Raw genomic sequence first — 23,174 nt, forward strand, 5'->3', positions numbered from 1 at the left:
CCCGGGGGGCGGCTTAACGCCTCGCCCGGGCTACGCCAACTGCCCGTTTATACATATCTTTTACATCTTCCTCGCATCACCTCTCAGCCCCCTTATGCTATCATTCGCACCTTTGGAGCGCCTGATGCCTACGGCGCGCATCTCTACCGCTGTCCACTTTCGGCGGAATAACAAGCATTTGTGGTGACAGATGAATAGTGGTTATCTGCGTTTCCCGGACTTTGATCCGGTAATTTTCTCCATCGGACCGGTCTCCCTGCATTGGTACGGCATGATGTACCTGGTGGGCTTTATCTTTGCCATGTGGCTGGCGACGCGCCGCGCGAATCGCCCGAACAGCGGCTGGACGAAAAACGAAGTTGAGAACCTGCTGTACGCGGGCTTCCTCGGGGTGTTCCTCGGCGGGCGCATCGGCTACGTGATGTTCTACAACTTCGACTCGTTCCTGCAGGACCCGCTGTATCTGTTCCGCGTCTGGGACGGGGGAATGTCCTTCCACGGCGGTCTGATCGGCGTCATCGTGGTGATGATTATCTTCGCCAGACGCACCAAGCGTACCTTCTTCCAGGTCTCCGACTTCATCGCGCCGCTGATTCCGTTCGGCCTTGGCTGCGGTCGCCTGGGTAACTTTATCAACGGCGAACTGTGGGGCCGCGTCGACCCGAGCTTCCACTACACCATGCTGTTCCCGGGCTCCCGCGCGGAAGACCTGGCGCTGCTGCCGTCGCACCCGGAATGGCAAACGCTGTTCGATACCTACGGCTCGCTGCCGCGTCACGCGTCTCAGCTGTACGAGATGGCGCTGGAAGGCGTGGTGCTGTTCCTGATTCTGAACTGGTTTATCCGCAAACCGCGTCCGACGGGGTCGGTTTCCGGCCTGTTCCTGATTGGCTACGGTATGTTCCGCATCATCTGCGAACTCTTCCGCCAGCCGGATGCGCAGTTCACCGGCGAGTGGGTGCAGTACATCAGCATGGGGCAGATTCTTTCGATTCCGATGGTGCTTGCGGGTATCATTATGATGGTCTGGGCGTTTCGCCGTCCGCAGAAACAGATCTCCTGAGGAAGCATGAAACAGTATCTCGAACTGATGCAGAAGGTGCTCGATGAGGGCACCCAGAAAAACGACCGCACCGGCACCGGCACGGTCTCTATTTTTGGCCACCAGATGCGCTTTAACCTGCAAGACGGTTTTCCGCTGGTGACCACCAAGCGCTGCCATCTGCGCTCCATTATCCACGAACTGCTGTGGTTCCTGCAGGGCGACACCAACGTGGCCTATCTGCACGAAAATAACGTCAGCATCTGGGATGAGTGGGCCGATGAGAACGGCAACCTTGGCCCGGTCTACGGCAAGCAGTGGCGCGCCTGGCCGACGCCGGATGGCCGTCATATCGACCAGATCACCACCGTGATGAACCAGCTGAAAAACGACCCGGACTCGCGCCGGATCATCGTTTCTGCGTGGAACGTTGGCGAGCTGGACAAAATGGCGCTGGCCCCGTGCCACGCCTTCTTCCAGTTCTACGTGGCGGACGGCAAGCTCTCCTGCCAGCTCTACCAGCGCTCCTGCGACGTGTTCCTCGGCCTGCCGTTCAACATTGCCAGCTACGCGCTGCTGGTGCATATGATGGCGCAGCAGTGCGACCTCGAAGTGGGCGATTTCGTCTGGACCGGCGGCGACACCCATCTGTACAGCAACCACATGGAACAGACCGCGCTGCAGCTCACCCGCGAACCGCGCGCGCTGCCGAAGCTGGTGATCAAACGCAAACCGGCGTCGATTTTCGACTACCGCTTTGAAGACTTCGAAATCGAAGGCTATGACCCGCACCCGGGTATCAAAGCGCCGGTGGCGATCTAAGCTCTCTGATGTGAAAAACGGCGCTGATAACAGCGCCGTTTTTTTTATTCTCTGAAAGCCGCTTCCCGTTTTTTTGCAACGAACTGCAAACCGTAAATATTCTCTCGTCGCGCCACGTAAAACGCGCAACCTCCGCTCGCACTCCGATCATCAACGCAGGACACTGCCGCCATGAACAGAGAACAGGGCTACACCCTTATTGAAACGTTAGTCGCCGTGACGCTGGTGGTTATCCTCAGCGCGTCGGGGCTTTACGGCTGGCGAAGCTGGCAGCAGGAGCAGCGGCTGTGGCAAACCGCCAGCGCGCTGCGCGACTATCTGCTCTATCTGCGCAACGACGCCAACTGGCACAATCGCGACCGGCGGCTGCGGGTTAACCGGGAAGCGCAGGGCTGGTGTCTGACGGCGGACGATACGGTGCTGGCGGGCTGCCCGGCGGGTAACCCGGCCATTTTCAGGCCGCCGTGGGCCGAGGTGTCGCTGAGCAAAATCACGCCGAACCTGACCTTTTTTGGTCTGCGCAATACCGCATGGGCGGGCAGCCTGATGGTCTCAAGCGGCGCGGGGAGCTGGACGGTGGTCATTTCCAGCTGGGGGCGAATTCGCCTGTGTCAGGGGGCGACATGCTGATGCGAGGTTTCTCATTGCTGGAAGTGCTTATCGCCATGGCGATCGGCAGCGTACTGCTGCTTGGCGCGTCACGCTTTCTGCCCGCGCTGCAGCGCGGTGTCCTCGCGCAAATGCAGCAGCAAACGCTGGAGGAGGAAGTCTGGCAGCGGCTGTTGACGGTCGCGAAGCATTTGCAGCGTGCGGGATACTGCGCTGATGACAATTGCGGCAGCGAGGCGCTGCAAATTGCGCAGCAGGGGCAGTGCATCATTGCCCGCTGGGATGGCGACAGCAACGGCGTGTGGCAAACGTCGCCTGTCGATGAGGCCGACAGCATCGGCTTTCGCCTGCGCTCCGGCGTGCTGGAGACGCTGCGCGGTGCCGCCACCTGTGAAGGGAAAGGGTGGGATAAAATGACCGACCCTGCCTTGCTCACGGTGACCGATTTTCACGTGGAACGTCGCTCACGAAGCGGCTTCCCGCCGGAGATGACCGTTGCGCTGTCGGCATCCGGCGCGCGCGGAGGCACGGTTTCGGCGCAGTACGGCGTAACGGGATACAACCAGTGAACGCCGAGCGCGGCGCTTCATCGCTGGCTATGGTGCTGATGCTGCTGGTGCTGGGCAGCCTGATGTTACAGGGGCTGAACCAGGCGCAGCGCCAACTGCTGGCGATGATCAACGATGAAAGCCAGGCGCTCCAGCGCACGGCGCAGGTGCATTCGGCGTTGCAGTGGGGAAAGCATCAGGCATGGACGGTGGAAGCGGGAACGCAGTGTATGGCCTATAACGCTGCCGCTCGCGTTTGCCTGCGGCTCTTTACCGACGGTACGCTGCTGTTAATCGCGCAGAGCGGCGACTTTTCGCTGTGGCAATCCGGGCGCTGGGCAGCAGGCAGCCTACGGTTCTCCGCCCACGGCTGGAGTGATTTTTGCCCCTTAAAGGAGGCGGCGCTATGCAGAATGCCCTGAAAACCCGCGGGTTTAGCCTGCCGGAGGTGATGCTGGCGATGCTGTTAATGGTGATGGTCATCACGGCGCTGGGCGGCTACTACCGCGCGCTGGCGACCGGGGGCGCTCAGCTTCAGCAGTATCGGCAGATGTGGCGCTACGCCTGGGGGCAAACGCAGCAGCAGGCCGCGGCGCTGCCGGCGGGCTGGAACAGCCAGCGGGTACAGACATCGTCACAACGTTGTGTCAGCATCAATGCTACTATTACCACCCCCATGGGCAGGCAAGGGCGGTTGACGCGCCTGCATTGCCCGGTCAGTCAGTAGTCAGGAGCGAATATGTTAAGGGTCTACCACTCCAACCGTCTGGACGTGCTGGAAGCGTTAATGGAATTCATCGTTGAGCAGGACCGGCTGGCTGACCCCTTCGAGCCTGAAATGATCCTCGTGCAGAGTACCGGCATGGCGCAGTGGCTGCAGATGACGCTCTCCCAGCGCTTTGGTATCGCGGCGAATATCGACTTCCCGCTGCCCGCGAGCTTTATCTGGGATATGTTTACCCGCGTGTTGCCTGAGATCCCCGGCGAGAGCGCCTTTAATAAGCAGAGCATGAGCTGGAAGCTGATGACGCTACTGCCGGGGATGCTCGACGACGACGCCTTTACCCCGCTGCGTCACTATCTGACTGACGACGCCGATAAACGCAAGCTGTTCCAGCTGGCGTCGCGCGTGGCCGACCTGTATGACCAGTATCTGGTTTACCGCCCGCAGTGGCTGACGCAATGGGAAGCCGGGGTGCTTGTCGACGGCGTCGGCGAAGCGCAGCAGTGGCAGGCGCCGCTGTGGAAAGCGCTGGTCGAACACACCGCGGCGCTGGGGCAGCCGCAGTGGCATCGTGCCAACCTCTACCAGCGCTTTATCGACACGCTGGAAAACAGCAGCGAGAAGCCCGCCGGGCTTCCGTCGCGGGTGTTTATCTGCGGCATTTCCGCGCTGCCGCCGGTGTATCTGCACGCGCTGCAGGCGCTGGGCAAGCACGTGGATATCTACGTGCTGTTCACCAACCCGTGTCGCTATTACTGGGGCGATATTAAAGACCCGGCGTTCCTCGCGCGCCTGATGGCGCGTCAGCGTCGGCACTACCGCGAGCAGCGTGAACTGCCGCTTTTTCAGGACGCCAATAGCGCGCCGGGGCTATTTAATGACGACGGCGAGCAGGACGTCGGCAACCCAATGCTGGCTTCCTGGGGCAAACTGGGGCGCGATTACATCTACCTGCTGGCGGGGCTGGAGCGCTATCAGGAGCTGGATGCGTTCGTCGATATCGAGCCGGACAACCTGCTGCACAACCTGCAGTACGATGTGCTGGAGCTGAAAAACTCCGCCGTGGCCGGGCGCACCGCCGAAGAGTTTGCCTGGAGCGGCAACAAACGCCCGCTGGCGCACGATGACCGTAGCCTGACGGTCCACGTTTGCCACAGCCCGCAGCGCGAGGTGGAAGTGCTGCACGACCGCCTGCTGGCGATGCTGGAAGCAGACCCAACGCTGACGCCGCGCGATATCATCGTGATGGTGGCGGATATCGACAGCTACAGCCCGTTTATTCAGGCGGTGTTCGGCAGCGCCACCGGCGAGCGCTATCTGCCCTACGCCATTTCCGACCGCCGTGCCCGTCAGGCGCACCCGGCGATGCAGGCGTTTATTACGCTGCTCTCCTTACCGGATAGCCGTTTTACCAGCGAAGACGTGCTGGCATTGCTCGACGTACCGGTGTTGGCCGCGCGCTTCAGCATTGATGAAGCAGGTTTACAGCACCTGCGCCAGTGGGTGAGTGAATCCGGCGTGCGCTGGGGCATGGACGACGACAACGTGCGCGAGCTGGATCTCCCGGCAACCGGTCAGCACACCTGGCGCTTTGGTCTGACGCGCATGCTGCTGGGCTACGCGATGGAAAGCAGCCAGGGCGAGTGGCTGGACGTGCTGCCCTATGACGAATCCAGCGGCCTTATTGCCGAACTGGTGGGGCATCTGGCCTCACTGCTGATGCAGCTTAACCGCTGGCGTCAGGTGCTGACGCAGGGGCGCTCGCTGGAAGAGTGGCTGCCGGTGTGCCGCGAGATGCTGAACGACTTCTTCCTGCCGGACCAGGATACCGAAGCGGCGTTGACGCTGATTGAACAGCAGTGGCAGGCGATTATCGCTCAGGGCGTGCAGTCGCAATACGCCGGAGAGGTGCCGCTGTCGCTGCTGCGCGACGAGCTGGCGCAGCGCCTCGATCAGGAGCGTATCAGCCAGCGCTTCCTGGCGGGGCCAATCAACATTTGTACTCTGATGCCGATGCGTTCCATTCCGTTCAAAGTGGTGTGTCTGCTGGGGATGAACGACGGTATTTATCCGCGCGCGCTGGCGCCGCTGGGCTTTGACCTGATGAGCCAGAAACCGGTACGCGGCGATCGTAGCCGCCGCGATGATGACCGCTACCTGTTCCTTGAAGCGATGATGTCGGCAGAAAAATCGCTGTATATCAGCTATATCGGCCGCTCAATTCAGGATAACAGCGAGCGCTACCCGTCGGTGCTGGTGCAGGAGCTGCTGGACTATATCGGCCAGAGCCACTGCCTGGAAGGCGATGAAGCGCTGAACTGCGATGAAAGCGAACGACGGGTAAAAAATCACATTATGCACCTGCATAGCCGTATGCCGTTCGACGCGGAAAACTATCAGCGGGATGAACGCCAAAGCTACGCCCAGGAGTGGCTGGCGGCGGCGAGTCGTCAGGGCGAAGCGCACGGTGAATTTATTCAGCCGCTGGACCCCATCGAGCTGACGACGCTGCCGCTGGAGCAGCTCCAGCGTTTCTGGCGGCATCCGGTTCGCGCTTTTTTCCAGATGCGTCTCCAGGTGAATTTCCGTAGCGAAGAGAGCGACATTCCCGACACCGAGCCGTTTACTCTTGAAGGGCTGACCCGTTATCAGCTTAACCAGCAGCTGCTGAATACGCTGATTGAAGAGCAGACGCCGGAGGCCATGTACCGCCGCTATCGTGCGGCGGGGGAGTTGCCTTACGGGCCGTTTGGCGAAATTGCCTGGGAGGCGCAGCGTCAGGAAATGGCCGCGCTGGCTAGCCGGGTTATCGAATACCGGCGGGAAGGGAAGAGCATTGAAATAGACCTTGATTGCGACGGGGTTAACATAACCGGATGGTTACCGCAGGTTCAGGAGAATGGACTGTTGCGCTGGCGGCCATCTTTGCTTAGCGTGGCACAAGGAATGCAACTTTGGCTGGAACACCTTGTCTATTGTGCTAGCGGCGGCAGCGGCGAAAGCCGGCTGTTGCTGCGTAAAGAGGGCGAGTGGTACTTCCCACCGTTAGCGGCGGATGAAGCGAAAGCGTATCTGTCGCAGCTGGTAGCCGGTTACCGCGAGGGCATGCGCCAACCGCTGCTGTTCTTACCAGAAAGCGGGGGGGCATGGATAAAAGCCTGTTACGATGCCGAAAAGGGTGCCATCTTAAGAGACGAGGAAACGCAGCAAAAAGCACGCAGCAAATTTATGCAGGCCTATGAAGGCAATATGGTGGTGAGCGGCGAAGGGGCCGATGTCTGGTATCAGCGCCTGTGGCGCACCCTGGAGCCCGCGCAGTACGAAGCGATTATCGAACAAACGACGCCGTATCTGCTGCCGCTATTTCGTTTTCATTAGCCGCAGTTGTTGTATAAAAATTGCGCAATCCGAGTTGTTCATTTACTATGCGCAGCGCGTCACGGACCGATGAGTGGCAGCAGTCAGACCGGGTGTCTGCGCTGAGAACTGCCCGCACAAGCATTAAGATTCAGCAGTATTTGTTAATGGTGAGGTCCGTGAATGCCCCGCAGTATCTGGTTGAGTATTGTAGTTTTTGTCACCGCCTTTTGGGCGACCGTAGGTCAGGCAGACACCGGATGGCAACCGATTCAGGAAACCATCCGTAAAAGCGAAAAAGATACCCGTCAGTATCAAGCGATTACGCTGGATAACAAGATGGTCGTGCTGCTGGTTTCCGACCCGCAGGCGGTGAAATCGCTGTCGGCGCTGGTGGTGCCGGTCGGCTCGCTGGAAGATCCTGATTCGCACCCGGGCCTTGCGCATTTCCTTGAACACATGACGTTGATGGGCTCGAAGCACTACCCGCAGCCCGATAGCCTCTCGGAGTTCCTCAAGCTGCATAGCGGCAGCCATAATGCCAGCACGGCACCCTATCGCACCGCGTTCTATCTGGAAGTTGAGAACGATGCCCTGCAGGGGGCGGTTGACCGCCTGGCGGACGCCATTGCTGAACCGCTGCTGGATAAAAAATACGCCGACCGCGAACGTAACGCGGTGAACGCTGAGCTGACCATGGCGCGCTCCCGCGACGGCATGCGCATGGCGCAGGTTAGCGCTGAAACCATCAACCCGGCGCACCCCGGCGCGCGCTTCTCCGGCGGTAACCTCGAAACGCTGAGCGACAAGCCGAATAGCCCGGTGTATGAATCGCTGCTGGCCTTCCGCGACAAATACTACTCCGCCAATCTGATGAAGGCGGTTATTTACAGCAACAAACCGCTGCCGGAGCTGGCGCAGATTGCGGCACAAACCTATGGCCGCGTGCCGAACAAATCTATCGAGCGCCCGGAAATTACCGTCCCGGTGGTCACCGACGCGCAGAAGGGCATCGTTATTCACTACGTACCTGCGCTGCCGCGTAAAGTGCTGCGCGTCGAGTTCCGTATTGATAACAACTCGGCCCAGTTCCGCAGCAAAACCGACGAGCTGATCACCTACCTTATCGGTAACCGTACGCCGGGCACCTTGTCTGACTGGCTGCAAAAGCAGGGGCTGGTCGAAGGCATTCGCGCCGATTCCGACCCGGTGGTCAACGGCAACAGCGGCGTGCTGGCAATCTCCGCCACCTTAACCGATAAGGGCCTCGCCAACCGGGACCAGGTGGTGGCGGCTATCTTTAGCTACCTCGACATGCTGCGCCAGAAAGGCGTCGACAAAAGCTACTTTGATGAACTGGCCCACGTGCTGGACCTCGACTTCCGCTACCCGTCGATTAACCGCGATATGGACTACGTCGAATGGCTGGCTGACACCATGATTCGCGTGCCGGTCGCGCACACGCTGGACGCCGTGAACATTGCCGACCGTTATGACGCGCAGGCGATAAAAGATCGGCTGGCGATGATGACGCCGCAGAACGCGCGTATCTGGTACATCAGCCCGAAAGAGCCGCATAACAAGACGGCTTACTTTGTGAATGCGCCGTATCAGGTCAATAAAATCAGCGCCGATACCTTCGCCAAATGGCAGAAGGCGGCTGAGGGCATCACGCTGAATTTGCCGCAGCTGAACCCGTACATTCCCGATGACTTCACGCTGATCAACAACGAAAAAAGCTACGCGCATCCGGAGCTGATTATCGACGAACCGAATCTGCGTCTGGTCTATATGCCGAGCCGCTACTTTGCCGCCGAGCCGAAAGCCGATATCACCATGATCCTGCGTAACCCGCAGGCGATGGACAGCGCCAAAAACCAGGTGATGTTCGCCCTCAACGACTATCTGGCGGGCGTTGCGCTCGACCAGCTCAGTAACCAGGCCGCCGTCGGAGGGATCAGCTTCTCGACCGGGGCGAACAATGGCCTGATGCTTAACGCCAACGGTTACACCCAGCGTCTGCCGCAGCTGTTTAGTGCGCTGTTAGACGGTTACTTCAGCTATACGCCAACCGAAGATCAGCTTGAGCAGGCGAAGTCCTGGTACAAGCAGATGATGGACTCGGCAGACAAAGGCAAAGCCTACGAACAGGCGATTATGCCGGTGCAGATGGTCTCGCAGGTGCCGTATTTCCAGCGCGAAGACCGTAAGGCGCTGCTGCCCTCCATCACGCTGAAAGAGGTGATGGCCTACCGCGACCAGTTGAAAACCGGCGGCCGTCCGGAGTTTATGGTGATTGGCAACCTCAGCGCCGAGCAGTCAACGACGCTGGCGCGCACCGTGCGGTCTCTGTTGGGTGCGAACGGCAACGAATGGTGCCGCAATAAAGACGTGCTGGTGGATAAACAGCAGAACGCCATCTTTGAAAAAGCGGGCAACAGCACCGACTCCGCGCTGGCGGCGGTGTTTGCGCCGCCGAACGTGGGTGAGTTCTCCAGCTCCGCGGCGAGCGCCATGCTGGCGCAGATCGTCCAGCCGTGGTTCTACAATCAGCTGCGCACCGAAGAACAGCTCGGCTACGCGGTGTTTGCCTTCTCGATGAACATTGGCCGCCAGTGGGGGATGGGCTTCCTGCTGCAAAGCAACGACAAGCAGCCGGCGTACCTGTGGGAGCGCTTCAAGGCCTTCTTCCCGACCGCCGAGCAAAAGCTGCGGGCGATGAAGCCGGAAGAGTTCGCGCAAATCCAGCAGGCGGTGATCGCCGACATGCTGCAGGCGCCGCAAACGCTGGGTGATGAAGCCTCACAGCTGAGCAAAGATTTCGATCGCGGTAATATGGCCTTTGATTCACGTGCTAAAGTAGTGGCCCAGATTAAGCTGTTAACGCCGCAGAAGCTGGCCGACTTCTTCCACCAGACCGTCGTCGCACCCCAGGGCATGACGGTGCTGTCGCAGGTTTCCGGTAGCCAGAATGGTAAAACGGACTATGCGCACCCCGAAGGCTGGAAGGTGTGGCAGAGCATAACCGCGTTGCAGCAAACCTTACCGATAAGACGAGAGAACGAATGACCGTAACCGCTGAGTCCCTTAATCCCCTGCGTTTGCCCCTCTACGGTGAGCGTCTGATTGAAGCCTCAGCGGGCACCGGAAAAACCTTCACCATTGCCGCACTCTACCTGCGGCTCTTGCTGGGGCTGGGCGGCGAGGCCGCCTTTCCCCGCTCGGTCAACGTCGAAGAGCTGCTGGTGGTCACCTTCACCGAAGCGGCAACCGAAGAGCTGCGCGGGCGCATTCGCAGCAACATCCATGAGCTGCGCGTCGCCTGCCTGCGCAATGCTACCGACAACCCGCTTTACGCCAGCCTGCTGGCGGAAATTGACGATCCTCAGCGGGCGGCAAACGTCCTGCTGCTGGCCGAACGCCAGATGGACGACGCGGCGGTGTTTACTATCCACGGCTTCTGTCAGCGCATGCTCAGCCTCAACGCCTTTGAGTCGGGGATGCTGTTCGAACAGCAGCTGATTGAAGATGAATCCCAGCTGCGTTATCAGGCCTGCGCCGACTTCTGGCGACGCCACTGTTACCCGCTAAGCCGCGATATCGCCCAGGTCATCGTCGAGTCGTGGAAAGGGCCGCAGGATCTGCTGAAATCGATCGACCGCTATCTGCAAGGGGAAGCGCCGCAGCTGAAGATGCCGCTCAGCGACAGCGAAACGCTGGAGTCGCGCCATCAGCAGATCCTCGCGCAGATTAGCGACATCAAGCGGCAGTGGCTAGCCGCGGTCAGCGAGCTGGAGCCGCTGCTGGAAAATTCAGGTATCGATCGCCGCAAGTTCAACCGCGGCAACCAGGGCAAGTGGATCGACAAGATCAGCGCCTGGGCGCAGGAAGAGAGCAAAAACTACCAGCTCCCCGACGCGCTGGAAAAATTCAGCCAGCCGTTCCTGGCCGACCGCACCAAAGCGGGCGGCGCGGTGCCAACACACCCGCTATTCAGCGCCATCGAGCGGCTGCTGGCGTCCCCGCTGACGCTTACCGATCTGGTGATCGCGCAGGCGATGAAAGAGATCCGCGAAGCGGTAGCGCGAGAGAAACGTCGCCGCGGCGAGCTGGGCTTTGACGACATGCTGAGCCGCCTTGATGAGGCGCTGGAGAGCGAAAGCGGCGAGGCGCTGGCCGCCGCGATTCGTCAGCGTTTTCCGGTGGCGATGATCGATGAATTCCAGGATACCGACCCGCAGCAGTACCGCATTTTCCGCCGTATCTGGCGTCAGCAGCCGGACACCGCGCTGCTGCTGATTGGCGACCCGAAGCAGGCTATCTACGCCTTCCGCGGCGCCGATATCTTTACCTACATGCGCGCGCGCGGCGACGTGGCGGCGCACTACACCCTCGACACTAACTGGCGTTCCGCGCCGGGCATGGTGGAGAGCGTCAACCGCCTGTTCGGGCTGGTCGATAACCCCTTTATGTTCCGCGATATTCCGTTCCTGCCGGTGAAATCCGCCGCGAAAAACGCCTCGCTGCGTTTTGAGGTCGATGGCGAAAATCAGCCGGCGATGAACCTCTGGCTGATGCCTGGAGAAGGGGTGAGCGCGGGCGACTATCAGAACTTTATGGCCCAGCAGTGCGCGGCGCAGATTCGCGACTGGCTGACCGGCGGCCAGCGTGGGACGGCGCTGCTGTGGCGCGGCGACAGCGCCCGGCCGGTCCAGGCTTCGGACATCACCGTACTGGTGCGAAACCGTCAGGAGGCGTCGCTGATTCGCGATGCCCTCAATGCGCTGGCGATTCCGTCGGTCTACCTCTCCAACCGCGACAGCGTGTTTGAAACCCCGGAAGCGCAGGAGCTGCTGTGGGTGCTACAGGCCGTGCTGACGCCGGAGCGGGAAAATACCCTGCGCAGCGCGCTGGCAACCGCGATGTTTGGCCTCAACGCGCGGGATATCGAACGGCTGAATCAGGATGAAAACGCCTGGGATGCGCTGGTGGAAGAGTTCAGCGATTACCGGCTTATCTGGCAGCGGCGCGGCGTGATGCCGATGATCCGCGCGCTGATGAACGCCCGTTCTCTGGCGGAAAACCTGCTCGCCACCCACGGCGGCGAGCGACGCTTAACCGATATTCTGCACCTTAGCGAGCTGTTACAAGAAGCGGCAACCGGGCTGGAGAGCGAGCACGCGCTGGTGCGCTGGCTGAACCAGCAGATTGCCGAGCCGGACACTAACGCCTCCAGCCAGCAAATGCGCCTGGAGAGCGACAAACACCTGGTGCAGATTGTCACCATTCACAAATCGAAAGGGCTGGAATATCCGCTGGTCTGGCTGCCGTTTATCGCCCGTTTCCGCAAACAAAATCAGGCGTTTTACCACGACCGCAATTCGTTTGCGGCGGTGCTGGATCTCAACGAAAGCGAAGAAAGCCTGGAGCTGGCAGAGGCCGAGCGGCTGGCGGAAGATCTGCGCCTGCTGTATGTCGCCTTAACCCGCGCCGTCTGGCACTGTAGCCTGGGGTTAGCGCCGCTCACCGCGCGGCGCAGCGACAAGCCGACGGCGACCGAGTTACATCACAGCGCGCCGGGAAGGCTGATGCAAAAAGGCGAGGTGCTCGACGCCGCGGGCCTGGAGGCCTGCCTGCGCGCGCTGTGCGATGACCATATTACGCTGACGCTGGCGACGCCGCCCGGTGATGAACGCTGGCAGGCGACTCAGGCGCAAACGCCGGAGCTGGCGGCACGTCAGGTGCTGCGTCGCGTGGTCGATGATTGGCGGGTGACCAGCTATTCCGGCCTCCAGCAGCGTGGCCACAGCGTGGCGCAGGATCTGCTGCCGCGCCTGGATATCGACGCCGTCGGCGCGGCGGAAACGCTGCCGGAGCTCACCCTGACGCCGCACAACTTCCCGCGCGGCGCGTCGCCGGGCACCTTCCTGCACAGCCTGTTTGAAGACCTCGACTTCACGCAGCCGATCTCTCCCGAGTGGATGGCGGAAAAGCTACAAAGCAACGGCTTTGGCGAAGAGTGGGAGCCGGTGCTGACCGCGTGGATTTCTCAGGTGCTGGCGGCGCCGCTGGCGGATACCGGCATTGCGCTTAATCAGTTGAGCGCACAGCAAAAACAGGTGGAGATGGAGTTTTATCTGCCCATCAACCGCCCGCTCGACCCGCTGGCGCTGGATGCCTTAACCCGTCGCTATGACCCGCTCTCGGCGGGCTGCCCGACGCTGGACTTCCGCCAGGTGCGCGGCATGCTGAAAGGCTTTATCGACCTGGTCTTCCGCCACGACGGGCGCTACTACCTGCTGGACTACAAGTCCAACTGGCTGGGGGAAGACGGCGAGGCCTACACCCAGCAGGCGATGGCCGAGGCGATGCAGTCGCACCGCTATGATTTGCAGTACCAGCTTTACAGCCTGGCGCTGCATCGCTATCTGCGCCACCGCATTGCCGACTATGACTATGAACGCCACTTCGGCGGCGTGATTTACCTGTTCCTGCGCGGCGTTGACGGCGACGCGGGGCAGCAGGGGATCTTTACTACCCGGCCAGACCCCGCGCTGATAGCGGCCATGGACGCACTGTTTGCCGGAGAAGGCGAGGAGAAGGACGCATGAGTCTGGAGCAACGATTGCTGGAAGCCGTCGAGCAGCGGCTGCTGCGCCCGCTGGACGTGCAGTTTGCGCTGATGGTGGCGCAGGACGAACACCCGGCGGTGATGCTGGCGGCCGCGATGCTCAGCCGCGATACCGGCGAAGGGCACGTGTGCCTGCCGCTGTCGCACCTGACGCCGACGATGCAGCCGAAAGGGCGCGCGCGCGAATTCTGGCAGCAGCTTTTCATCGACGCCGATGCGCCCGACGACTGGGCCGCGCTGCTGCTGGCTTCTGCGGCGGTGAGCGCGGGCGATCGCCCGTCGCCGCTGATTCTGAGCCGCGATCGGCTGTACCTCAACCGCATGTGGCATAACGAGCTGACGGTGGCGCGCTTTTTCAGCGACACTCAGGCCCCGCTGGCGGTAGATGAGGCACAGCTGCAAAGTACCCTGAACGCGCTGTTTCCCGCCAGTGATGCGGTCGACTGGCAGAAAGTCGCCGCCGCCGTGGCGCTGACGCGGCGAATTTCGGTGATCTCCGGCGGCCCGGGCACCGGGAAAACCACCACCGTCGCCAGACTGCTGGCGGCGCTGGTACAAATTGCCAATGCCGACAAATTCCGTATTCGTCTGGCGGCGCCGACCGGCAAAGCGGCGGCGCGGTTGACCGAGTCGCTGGGCGCGGCGCTGCGTAAGCTCACGCTCAGCGACGCGCACAAGGCGATGCTGCCGACGGAGGCCAGTACGCTGCACCGCCTGCTTGGCGCGCAGCCCGGCAGCCAGAAAATGCGCTATCACGCGGGCAACCCGCTGCACCTTGACGTGCTGGTGGTTGACGAAGCCTCAATGATTGACCTGCCGATGATGGCGCGGCTGATTGATGCGCTGCCGCCGCACGGGCGCGTCATTTTCCTCGGCGACCGCGATCAGCTGGCGTCGGTAGAGGCCGGGGCAGTGCTGGGCGATATCTGTAGCTGGGTGAACGCGGGCTATACGCCGCAGCGCGCGACGCAGCTAAGCCACCTGGTGGGCGCCGAGGTTCCCATGGGCGACGGCAGCGCGGCGGGCGCGCTGCGCGATAGCCTGTGCCTGCTGCGCACCAGCTATCGCTTCGGCAGCGACTCCGGCATTGGCCAACTGGCGGGGGCGGTAAACCGGGGGGATAAAAAGGCCGTTGGCGAGGTATTTGCCCGTGGCTTTAGCGATATTGAACTCAAACCGCTGCGCGCCACCGACGACTATGCCGCCATGCTCGACGACGCGCGCGTCGGCTACGCGCATTATTTACAGCGTCTGCGCGAACAGGCCGACCCGGCCGAGGTGCTGGCGGCGTTCGGTGAATATCAACTGTTGTGCGCGCTGCGTGAGGGGCCGTGGGGCGTCAGCGGGCTGAATGCGCAGTTTGAACAGCTGCTGGCGCGGCATCGGCAGATTCAGCCGCAGCGCCATTCGCGCTGGTACGAAGGTCGCCCGGTGATGATTAGCCGCAACGACAGCGCCTTAGGGCTTTTTAACGGCGATATTGGCGTGGCGCTGGATCGCGGGCAGGGGATGCGCGTCTGGTTCCCGATGCCGGACGGCAGCATCAAGTCGGTACAGCCCAGTCGCCTGCCGGAGCACGATACCGCCTGGGCGATGACGGTGCACAAATCGCAGGGTTCCGAGTTTAGCCACGCGGCGCTGGTGCTGCCGACGCAGCTGGTGCCGGTGGTCAGCCGCGAGCTGGTCTACACCGCCATTACCCGCGCGAAGTCGCGGCTGTCGATGTATGCCGATGAAAACCTGCTGGCGCAGGCGATTGCTACCCGCACCGAACGGCGCAGCGGGCTGTCGGCGATATTTGCGGAGATGGCATAGCGGTAAGCGTGGGCACAATGTGCTCCCTCTCCCTTTGAAGGGAGAGGACTGGGGTGAGGGTTAGGGGCTCCGTGCAGGTATTCCCCTCACCCTAACCCTCTCCCCAAAGGGGCGAGGGGACCGCTCGGCGCAGCTAGACTAAATCCGCCATCAGTACCTTCGAGCGGCGCTGGTAGTTATACAACTGCTTCTTACTCTCCGGCAGCAGCTCGACGTCCACCGGCTTAAACCCGCGCTCCTGGAACCAGTGGATGCTGCGGGTGGTCAGCACGAACAGATGATTCAGCCCCATCTGCTTCGCCTGAGCGGCAATGCGGTCGAGCAGCACTTCGCCGCGCGAGGAGCTGCGGTAGTCCGGGTGGACCGCCACGCAGGCCATCTCGCCAATCTTCTCTTCCGGGAACGGGTAGAGCGCGGCGCAGGCGATGGTAGTGTTATCGCGCTGAATAATCGTGAATTTATCGATCTCCATCTCCAGCTGCTCGCGGGAGCGGCGCACCAGAATACCCTGCTGCTCCAGCGGGGCAATCAGATCGAGAATGCCGCCGATATCGTTGATGGTGGCGCGGCGAATCTGCTCGGCGCTCTCCATCACAATCTGCGTACCGATACCGTCGCGGGAGAACAGCTCCTGCAACAGCGCGCCGTCTTCCTGATAGCTGATCAGGTGGCTGCGGCGCACGCCGCTGCGGCAGGCCTTCACCGCGCCGCGCAGGAAGCGTACGGTGCCGGAAAGGTAGTCGCCTTCCTGCTCCAGCTCTTCAATGCGCGCCTGCGCTTCGTTGGGGAACAGCTCGGGAACAATATCGCCCGCGCTGTTGTAGACCCCCTGCGAGGAACAGAAGCCAATCATTTTTTCGGCCTTGAGCTTGATCGCCAGCTGGGTGGCAATTTCTTCGGAGGTCAGGTTAAAGCTCTCGCCGGTGACGGAAACCGCAACCGGCCCCATCAGCACGATCGCGCCGCTGTCGAGCTGGCGGTGGATCGCCTCTTCATCAATACGACGAATGCGCCCGCTGTGGCAGTAGTCGATACCGTCGTCCACGCCCAGCGGCTGAGCGATAATAAAGTTACCGCTCACCACGTTAATATGCGCCCCCTGTAGCGGGGTATTGTTCAGGCTCATCGACAGCCGCGCGGTGATATCCAGCTGTAGCTGACCCGCCGCTTGCTTAACCAGTTCAAGAGTTTTGCTATCGGTAACGCGAATATGCTTATGATAGGTCGGCTGGTGGTGATGCTGCGCCAGGTTAGCGTCAATCTGCGGGCGCGCGCCATAAACCAGCACCAGACGAATGCCCAGACTGTGCAGTAGCCCTATGTCATTGACGATACTGGAAAAATTTTCATGCTCAATGGCTTCGCCGCCAAGCATGATGACAAACGTCTTCCCCCGGTGAGCGTTAATATAGGGGACAGAATGACGAAACCCCTCGACCAGTTCGGTTCTACGTTCCTTCACCACAGCGTAACCCTCAATGCATGATTATTCGTAATAAGTGTATTTTTATTCTGTTTTGGCCGTAAACGCAAGCCGCAATTTACCCTGCCAGGCGAAAAAAACGCCGCGAATTTCGCTTAACCAACGAATGTTTACCCTTTTATAGATGACAGTTTATTCGCCTTTGGTTAAAGTTTTCGGTCAATCGTATTTTGCTTAATTTTTAAATCGTCGTTATTTGCCTGGGATGGAGCATGTCGGGAAGTCAGTCGTTGAGTCGCCGCCGCCTGTTAAAAGGGGCGGGCGCCATGTGGTTGTTAAGTGTCAGTCAGGTTGGTCTTGCTGCCGTCAGTCAGGTGGTGGCCGTCCGCATCTGGCCTGCGTCCAGCTACACGCGCGTTACGGTCGAGTCCAACCGCGTACTCAAGTACCGGCAGTTTGCCCTGAGCAATCCCGACCGCCTTGTGGTGGACCTCGAAGGGGTGAACCTCAACTCGGTGCTGAAAGGCATGGGGGCGCAGATTCGCGGCGACGATCCGTTTATCAAATCCGCGCGCGTGGGCCAGTTTGACCCGCAAACCGTCCGGATGGTGTTTGAACTGAAGCAGGACGTTAAACCGCAGCTGTTTGCCCTCGCTCCGGTCGCCAGTTTTAAAGAGCGTCTGGTGATGGACCTCTATCCCGCGAACGCTAACGATGTGCAGGATCCGCTGCTGGCGCTGCTGGAAGAGTACAATAAAGACGGCCTCGAAAAGCAGGTTCCGCCCGCCGAAAGCGGCCCGAAACCGGGCAAAGCCGGCCGCGATCGCCCGATTGTGATTATGCTTGACCCCGGCCACGGCGGCGAAGACTCCGGCGCGGTGGGGCTGCACAAGACGCGGGAAAAAGACGTGGTGCTGCAAATCGCCCGCCGCCTGCGTGCGCTGATTGAGAAAGAAGGCAACATGAAGGCCTACATGACGCGCAACGAAGATATCTTTATTCCGCTGAAGGTGCGCGTCGCCAAAGCGCAGAAACAGCGCGCCGACCTGTTTGTCTCCATTCACGCGGATGCCTTCACCAGCCGCCAGCCGCGCGGCTCATCGGTGTTTGCGCTCTCCACCAAAGGGGCCACCAGTACCGCGGCGAAATATCTCGCGCAAACCCAGAACGCCTCGGATCTCATCGGCGGGGTGAGCAAAAGCGGCGACCGCTACGTCGACCACACCATGTTTGATATGGTGCAGTCGCTGACTATCGCCGACAGCCTGAAGTTTGGTAAAGCGGTGCTCCAAAAGATGGGGCAGATTAACAACCTGCATAAAAACCAGGTCGAGCAGGCGGGCTTTGCGGTGCTGAAAGCACCGGATATCCCGTCGATCCTCGTCGAAACGGCGTTTATCAGTAACGTTGAAGAAGAGCGCAAGCTGAAAACCGCGAAGTTCCAGCAGGAAGTGGCCGAGTCAATCCTTGCCGGGATTAAGGCCTACTTCGCCGACGGCGCGACGCTGGCGCGGCGCGGTTAATCCGGTATGACGCGTCTGAAAAGCGCCCACGGCGGCAACACCCGCGAAGCGGCGGCGCTGATGGGCCTTACCGCCGACCAACTGCTGGATTTCAGCGCCAACATCAATCCGCTGGGCATGCCCGAGAGCCTGAAGCAGGCGATCGTTGCCCAGCTCGCCTGCGCCGAGCGCTACCCCGACGTTGAGTACCTGCAGCTGCATCAGGCGCTGGCGGCGCACCACGGCGTGCCTGCGGCGTGGGTGCTGGCGGGCAACGGCGAGACGGAGTCCATTTTCACCCTTGTTCAGGGGCTGCAGCCGCGCCGGGCGATGGTCGTTGCCCCCGGGTTTGCCGAATATCGTCGGGCGCTGGAAACGGTTGAATGCGCCATCGACACCTTTTTCCTGCGCGAAGAGGATGGCTGGCAGTTGACCGATCGTTTGCTCCCGGCACTGACCGCGGAGCTGGACTGCCTGTTTCTGTGCACGCCGAATAACCCAACCGGCCTCCTGCCGGATCGCGCGCTGCTGACGGCGATCGCCGAACGCTGCCGGGCGCTGAATATCGCGCTGATCCTCGACGAAGCCTTTCTCGATTTTCTTCCCGACGAACCGGGCTTTATCCCGCAGCTGGCGCACTCTCCGCACGTCTGGGTACTGCGATCGCTCACCAAATTCTACGCCATTCCCGGCCTGCGGCTGGGCTATCTGCTGAACAGCGATGAACAGGCGGTGGCCAGGCTACGCCAGCGGCAGATGCCCTGGGCCATCAACGCCTTTGCCGCGCTGGCGGGCGAGGTGGTGCTCAACGACCTTGCCTATCAGCAGGCGACCTATCGCTGGTTACGCGAGGAAGGCGCGCGCTTTTATCAGGCGCTGGGCGAGATTGCGGGGCTGAAGGTTTATCCGGGGCGGGCCAACTATCTGTTTTTACGCTGTGAACGGCCGGACGTCGAGCTTCAGTACGCGCTGTTAGAAAAGCAGATTTTGATTCGCAGCTGCGCGAACTATCCCGGGCTGGACGCGCGTTACTTCCGCGTGGCGATCCGCAGCCGTGAAGAAAACCAGCGGCTGTTGACGGCCCTGCGTCAGGCGCTGGCCTGAACCCCACCCGCCACCGAGGCGAGCAGATGCCGCTGCGGCCAGTGCGCCGCCAGTTTCTGCTGGCTCAGCGCCCAGTGCAGATAATCCACATCGTGATAACGCCGGTCGAGCATCAGCCCGACCACGCTGCCGCTGTGCGCCACCGTCAGGCCGTACAAGCCGCAGGATTCCACCAGCGCGAGCAGCGCCGCAAACGCTGGCTTTGGCAGTAGCGTCTGGCTGGCGACGGCGCTGAGCGTCGCCGCTTCGCCCAGCAGGCTGGCGTCAGTGCGGGTACAGGCGCTTTGCACCTTTTCCCACGCGCGTTGCATCACCCCGGCGTTGGCTTTTAGCGCCGCGCGGCGCGGCAGGCGGTGATAATCGGCGGTGCGTAGCTGAAGCGGGCTTTCCAGCACCAGCAGGTCAAAATGCGGCGCGGCGGCGCAGGCTATCTGCGTTTGCGCGTGATGGTGGTCGAAGAGCGTCAGGGCGCGAAACAGGGTGCTGTCCGTGGGTTCAAGCGCGACGCACTGCGCCGCCAGTTCAGATTCACTAAGTGAATGCCCCAGATGATGCGCGGTGGCGACGGCGGTGGCGGCAATGTCGGCGGTGCTGCTGGCCATCCCTTTCGCCAGCGGAATGGTGGAGTCAATCTCAATGCGCAGCGCCTGGCTGAACGTCGGCGGATAGCCCCAGCGCGCCAGCAGCGCCTTGAGCATCGCGCGGGCCAGCGGGCGTTCATCCGCCAGCGGCGTGCCTTCGCGCACCTCGACCGTGCTGTACCAGTCTACCGGGCACGAGATAAGCTTTTCACTGCCCAGGATCCAGCCCTGAATGAGTTCCCCACCGGAGGCGGGACAGCGCGCCACGCTCATTGATTTTCCTTGCCTTGCTGAACGAGATATAACTACCGTAAATAAATCTGCCGGTATTGTCATAGCGCAACGAATTCCTTCTTTGGCGGCGCTAGAGTAACCTGCTTTTATTTTATGCGGGCCTGTGTGCTGGCATAAATCTGCAACCAACAGGTTTGGCATAGATTATGTGCCAGGGAAGGAGGTGTAAACCCTCCGCAGCCCCCGCTGCTGTGATGCTGACGACCCCGTAAAGACCACTGATCGTGACGATTGGGAAGGACGGGTGAGGATGACGCTAAGCCAGAAGACCTGCCTGTTGGCCATTCACAACAACTTCGGTGGGAAGTGGGTTGCTTTGAGTCGCACAGTCTTCGGACTGGGCGCACGCACGGCTATACCCGAAGACCACCCTGAATAGGGTCAGGGTATGGCAGCCAGACAGCACGCATTTCTCCTCGCAGGCACCGGCAGCGGCTGTGGTAAAACCACGGTCACGCTCGGCCTGCTGACGCTGTTTCAGCGGCGCGGTCTGCGCGTCCAGCCCTACAAAGTGGGCCCCGACTACCTCGATACCGGCTGGCACTCCGCGCTGTGCGGGGTTACGTCCCGCAATCTCGACGCTTTTATGCTGCCCGCCCCCACGCTTAACGCCCTGTTCTGCGACCACCTGCAGCAGGCCGATATCGCCGTGATTGAAGGCGTGATGGGCCTGTATGACGGCTACGGCACCGACCCCAACTATTGCAGCAGCGCGGCGATGGCCAAACAGCTGGGCTGCCCGGTGATTCTGCTGGTCGATGGCAAAGCGGTCTCTACCTCGATTGCCGCGACGGTGCTGGGCTTCCAGCATTTCGACCCGAGCCTGAATATTGCCGGTGTCATCGTTAACCGCGTCAACAGCGACGGCCACTATCACCTGCTGAAAAGCGCCATTGAGCGCTACTGCAGCCTGCCGGTGCTCGGCTACGTGCCGTGTGCGGAGGGCGTATCACTACCGGAACGTCACCTTGGTCTGGTCACCGCCAGAGAATCGCTCATCGATGCGCAGCCATGGAAGGATTTCGCCGCGACGCTGGAACGGACGTTGGATGTTGATCGCCTGCTGGAACTGAGCGCTTTGAACATGTTACCGCCGGGCGAGTGGCCACCGATGCCGGCCAGCGGCGAGGGGCTAACCCTCGCGGTCGCGGATGATGAAGCGTTCAATTTCTACTACCCGGATAACTTCGCGTTACTGGAACGCGCGGGCGTGACTCTTGTCCGCTTTAGCCCATTGCATGACGCGGAACTTCCCGACTGCCAGATGATCTGGCTCGGCGGCGGCTACCCGGAACTGCACGCCCGAGCGCTTGCCGCCAACGCGCCGATGCTGGCGCAGCTGCGAGCGGCGCATCAGCGCGGCGTGGCCATTTACGCTGAATGCGGCGGCCTGATGTATCTCGGCAGCACGCTGGAAGATGCGCAGGGCGAGGTGCACGCGATGGCGGATATCCTCCCCGGCGACAGCAAAATGGGCCAGCGGCTGACCCGCTTTGGCTACTGCGAAGCGCGGGCCGAGCGGCAGACGCTGCTCGCCGCCCCCGGCGAAGCGCTGCGCGGCCACGAGTTCCACTACTCCGATTTCACCGCGCGCATCCCACCGGCGATGGCCTGCCGCAAAACCCGCGACGGTGAAATTCTGGCGCAGTGGCAGGGCGGCTGGCAGCTTGGCAACACCTTCGCCAGCTATCTCCACGTTCACTTCGCCCAACGCCCTGAGATGCTCAACCACTGGTTTGCGGCGGCAAGGAGCGTGCTATGACGCTGCTGGCCTGGTGCGTTGCGTGGTTGCTCGACGTCGCGATTGGCGACCCGCAAAACTGGCCGCATCCGGTACGCTGGATAGGCAACCTGATTACCCTCGTCCAGCGCGCCGTGCGCCGCGCATGCCGTAGCGACCGCGCCCTGCGCGTCGGCGGCGGCGTGATGTGGCTGGTGGTGGTCGGGCTGACCTACGGCATCGCCTGGGGCGTGCTGCATCTGGCGACGTTGATTCACCCGTGGTTGGGCTGGGGCATTGAGGTGTGGATGATTTTCACCGTGCTGGCCGGGCGCTGCCTCGCCCGCTCGGCGCAGGACGTTGAGCGCCCTCTGCGCGCGGGCGAGCTGGCTGAAAGCCGCCTCAAGCTGTCGTGGATTGTTGGCCGCGATACCTCGCAGTTACAGCCGGAACAGATTAACCGCGCGGTGGTGGAGACGGTGGCGGAAAACACCGTCGACGGCATTATCGCGCCGCTGTTTTTCCTGCTGCTCGGCGGCGCGCCGCTGGCGATGGCCTATAAGGCGGTCAACACCCTCGATTCAATGGTCGGCTACAAGCATGAAAAGTACCGCGCCATCGGCATGGTCAGCGCCCGGCTGGATGACGTCGCGAACTACATTCCCGCGCGCCTGAGCTGGCTGCTGATTAGCGCCGCCGCGTTGCTCTGCCGCCTTGACGCCCCGCGCGCGCTGCGCATCGGCTGGCGCGACCGTTATCACCACAGCAGCCCGAACTGCGCGTGGTCAGAGGCCGCCGTCGCCGGGGCGCTGGGCATCCGCCTTGGCGGCCCGAACGACTATTTTGGCCAGCGCGTGGAGAAGCCGTGGATCGGCGACGCCCGCCGCGCGATCGCCATTGATGATATTTCCCGAACGATACGACTGATGTGGGTGGCATCCACGCTGGCCCTGCTGCTGTTTATGGCGGTCAGGTACTGGCTGGTGGGCGCGGCCTGAGGAG

The 23,174-nt window shown here is 61.4% G+C and carries 16 protein-coding genes and 1 riboswitch; of the genes, 14 read left to right on the forward strand and 2 right to left on the reverse strand.

The window, feature by feature from the left end; all coding sequences use genetic code 11:
* The first annotated feature begins 190 nt into the window (after window positions 1-190).
* The 10 genes from lgt (at window position 191) to recD (ending at window position 15,548) form a co-directional block, all read left to right on the forward strand.
* On the forward strand, window positions 191-1,063 hold the full coding sequence (lgt, locus tag ACK5JN_RS03795; protein WP_416868934.1) for a prolipoprotein diacylglyceryl transferase: 873 nt from the start codon (window positions 191-193) through the stop codon (window positions 1,061-1,063).
* A 6-nt stretch (window positions 1,064-1,069) separates the two neighbouring features.
* The gene (gene thyA, locus ACK5JN_RS03800) at window positions 1,070-1,864 is read left to right on the forward strand and encodes a thymidylate synthase (RefSeq protein ID WP_416868935.1); all 795 of its coding nucleotides are present in this window, start codon (window positions 1,070-1,072) and stop codon (window positions 1,862-1,864) included.
* A 171-nt stretch (window positions 1,865-2,035) separates the two neighbouring features.
* Window positions 2,036-2,494 carry a prepilin peptidase-dependent protein gene (locus ACK5JN_RS03805; RefSeq protein ID WP_416868936.1) on the forward strand — a complete coding sequence of 153 codons (459 nt, stop codon included), beginning with the start codon at window positions 2,036-2,038 and terminating at the stop codon, window positions 2,492-2,494.
* Window positions 2,488-3,042, forward strand: coding sequence for a prepilin peptidase-dependent protein (locus ACK5JN_RS03810; protein ID WP_416868937.1), 555 nt, complete (start codon window positions 2,488-2,490; stop codon window positions 3,040-3,042). The genes ACK5JN_RS03805 and ACK5JN_RS03810 overlap by 7 nt, the downstream gene beginning before the upstream one ends.
* Window positions 3,039-3,443 carry a DUF2509 family protein gene (locus ACK5JN_RS03815; protein WP_416868938.1) on the forward strand — a complete coding sequence of 135 codons (405 nt, stop codon included), beginning with the start codon at window positions 3,039-3,041 and terminating at the stop codon, window positions 3,441-3,443. The genes ACK5JN_RS03810 and ACK5JN_RS03815 overlap by 4 nt, the downstream gene beginning before the upstream one ends.
* Entirely contained in the window at window positions 3,428-3,748 is a 321-nt protein-coding gene (locus ACK5JN_RS03820) for a prepilin-type N-terminal cleavage/methylation domain-containing protein (RefSeq protein ID WP_416868939.1), read from the forward strand. Before ACK5JN_RS03815 ends, ACK5JN_RS03820 begins: the two co-directional genes overlap by 16 nt.
* Before the next feature lie 12 nt (window positions 3,749-3,760).
* The gene (gene recC / locus ACK5JN_RS03825; RefSeq protein WP_416868940.1) at window positions 3,761-7,123 is read left to right on the forward strand and encodes an exodeoxyribonuclease V subunit gamma; all 3,363 of its coding nucleotides are present in this window, start codon (window positions 3,761-3,763) and stop codon (window positions 7,121-7,123) included.
* 162 nt (window positions 7,124-7,285) lie between these two features.
* Window positions 7,286-10,171: a pitrilysin gene (gene ptrA, locus ACK5JN_RS03830; RefSeq protein ID WP_416868941.1), complete on the forward strand. Its 2,886-nt coding sequence runs from the start codon at window positions 7,286-7,288 to the stop codon at window positions 10,169-10,171.
* On the forward strand, window positions 10,168-13,713 hold the full coding sequence (gene recB / locus ACK5JN_RS03835; RefSeq protein WP_416868942.1) for an exodeoxyribonuclease V subunit beta: 3,546 nt from the start codon (window positions 10,168-10,170) through the stop codon (window positions 13,711-13,713). Before ptrA ends, recB begins: the two co-directional genes overlap by 4 nt.
* Complete coding sequence (recD, locus tag ACK5JN_RS03840; RefSeq protein WP_416868943.1) at window positions 13,710-15,548, forward strand: exodeoxyribonuclease V subunit alpha; 1,839 nt, start codon at window positions 13,710-13,712, stop codon at window positions 15,546-15,548. Before recB ends, recD begins: the two co-directional genes overlap by 4 nt.
* A 133-nt stretch (window positions 15,549-15,681) precedes the next feature.
* On the opposite strand, the gene argA is transcribed toward recD, so the two are convergent.
* A complete protein-coding gene (gene argA, locus ACK5JN_RS03845) occupies window positions 15,682-17,013 on the reverse strand; it encodes an amino-acid N-acetyltransferase (protein WP_416868944.1) in 1,332 nt (443 codons plus the stop codon).
* 230 nt (window positions 17,014-17,243) lie between these two features.
* On the opposite strand from argA, the gene amiC reads away from it, so the two are divergent.
* The gene (gene amiC / locus ACK5JN_RS03850) at window positions 17,244-18,494 is read left to right on the forward strand and encodes an N-acetylmuramoyl-L-alanine amidase AmiC (protein ID WP_416868945.1); all 1,251 of its coding nucleotides are present in this window, start codon (window positions 17,244-17,246) and stop codon (window positions 18,492-18,494) included.
* A 6-nt stretch (window positions 18,495-18,500) separates the two neighbouring features.
* Window positions 18,501-19,577, forward strand: a complete 1,077-nt coding sequence (cobD, locus tag ACK5JN_RS03855) for a threonine-phosphate decarboxylase CobD (RefSeq protein WP_416868946.1) — start codon at window positions 18,501-18,503, stop codon at window positions 19,575-19,577.
* Here cobD and ACK5JN_RS03860 read toward each other — a convergent pair.
* Window positions 19,562-20,431, reverse strand: a complete 870-nt coding sequence (locus tag ACK5JN_RS03860; RefSeq protein WP_416868947.1) for an L-threonine kinase — start codon at window positions 20,429-20,431, stop codon at window positions 19,562-19,564. The genes cobD and ACK5JN_RS03860 overlap by 16 nt on opposite strands.
* A gap of 134 nt (window positions 20,432-20,565) precedes the next feature.
* Window positions 20,566-20,745, forward strand: a riboswitch (cobalamin riboswitch).
* A gap of 95 nt (window positions 20,746-20,840) precedes the next feature.
* Between ACK5JN_RS03860 and ACK5JN_RS03865 the strand changes: the two genes are divergently transcribed.
* Both ACK5JN_RS03865 and cbiB read left to right on the forward strand, forming a co-directional pair.
* Window positions 20,841-22,214, forward strand: coding sequence for a cobyrinate a,c-diamide synthase (locus tag ACK5JN_RS03865; RefSeq protein WP_416868948.1), 1,374 nt, complete (start codon window positions 20,841-20,843; stop codon window positions 22,212-22,214).
* A complete protein-coding gene (gene cbiB / locus ACK5JN_RS03870; RefSeq protein WP_416868949.1) occupies window positions 22,211-23,170 on the forward strand; it encodes an adenosylcobinamide-phosphate synthase CbiB in 960 nt (319 codons plus the stop codon). Before ACK5JN_RS03865 ends, cbiB begins: the two co-directional genes overlap by 4 nt.
* The last annotated feature ends 4 nt before the right edge of the window (window positions 23,171-23,174 follow it).

It is taken from the genome of Kluyvera sp., assembly GCF_047971185.1.
Lineage (GTDB): Bacteria > Pseudomonadota > Gammaproteobacteria > Enterobacterales > Enterobacteriaceae > Kluyvera.

What these genes read in the sequence shown, in the direction of transcription:
- ACK5JN_RS03805 (WP_416868936.1), top strand. Translation starts at nt 2,036, where the DNA reads ATGAACAGAGAACAGGGCTACACCCTTATTGAAACGTTAGTCGCCGTG.
- ACK5JN_RS03860 (WP_416868947.1), bottom strand. Translation starts at nt 20,431, where the DNA reads ATGAGCGTGGCGCGCTGTCCCGCCTCCGGTGGGGAACTCATTCAGGGC.
- ACK5JN_RS03820 (WP_416868939.1), top strand. Translation starts at nt 3,428, where the DNA reads ATGCAGAATGCCCTGAAAACCCGCGGGTTTAGCCTGCCGGAGGTGATG.
- cbiB (WP_416868949.1), top strand. Translation starts at nt 22,211, where the DNA reads ATGACGCTGCTGGCCTGGTGCGTTGCGTGGTTGCTCGACGTCGCGATT.
- ACK5JN_RS03865 (WP_416868948.1), top strand. Translation starts at nt 20,841, where the DNA reads ATGGCAGCCAGACAGCACGCATTTCTCCTCGCAGGCACCGGCAGCGGC.
- lgt (WP_416868934.1), top strand. Translation starts at nt 191, where the DNA reads ATGAATAGTGGTTATCTGCGTTTCCCGGACTTTGATCCGGTAATTTTC.
- recC (WP_416868940.1), top strand. Translation starts at nt 3,761, where the DNA reads ATGTTAAGGGTCTACCACTCCAACCGTCTGGACGTGCTGGAAGCGTTA.
- recD (WP_416868943.1), top strand. Translation starts at nt 13,710, where the DNA reads ATGAGTCTGGAGCAACGATTGCTGGAAGCCGTCGAGCAGCGGCTGCTG.
- cobD (WP_416868946.1), top strand. Translation starts at nt 18,501, where the DNA reads ATGACGCGTCTGAAAAGCGCCCACGGCGGCAACACCCGCGAAGCGGCG.
- amiC (WP_416868945.1), top strand. Translation starts at nt 17,244, where the DNA reads ATGTCGGGAAGTCAGTCGTTGAGTCGCCGCCGCCTGTTAAAAGGGGCG.
- recB (WP_416868942.1), top strand. Translation starts at nt 10,168, where the DNA reads ATGACCGTAACCGCTGAGTCCCTTAATCCCCTGCGTTTGCCCCTCTAC.
- thyA (WP_416868935.1), top strand. Translation starts at nt 1,070, where the DNA reads ATGAAACAGTATCTCGAACTGATGCAGAAGGTGCTCGATGAGGGCACC.
- ptrA (WP_416868941.1), top strand. Translation starts at nt 7,286, where the DNA reads ATGCCCCGCAGTATCTGGTTGAGTATTGTAGTTTTTGTCACCGCCTTT.
- ACK5JN_RS03810 (WP_416868937.1), top strand. Translation starts at nt 2,488, where the DNA reads ATGCTGATGCGAGGTTTCTCATTGCTGGAAGTGCTTATCGCCATGGCG.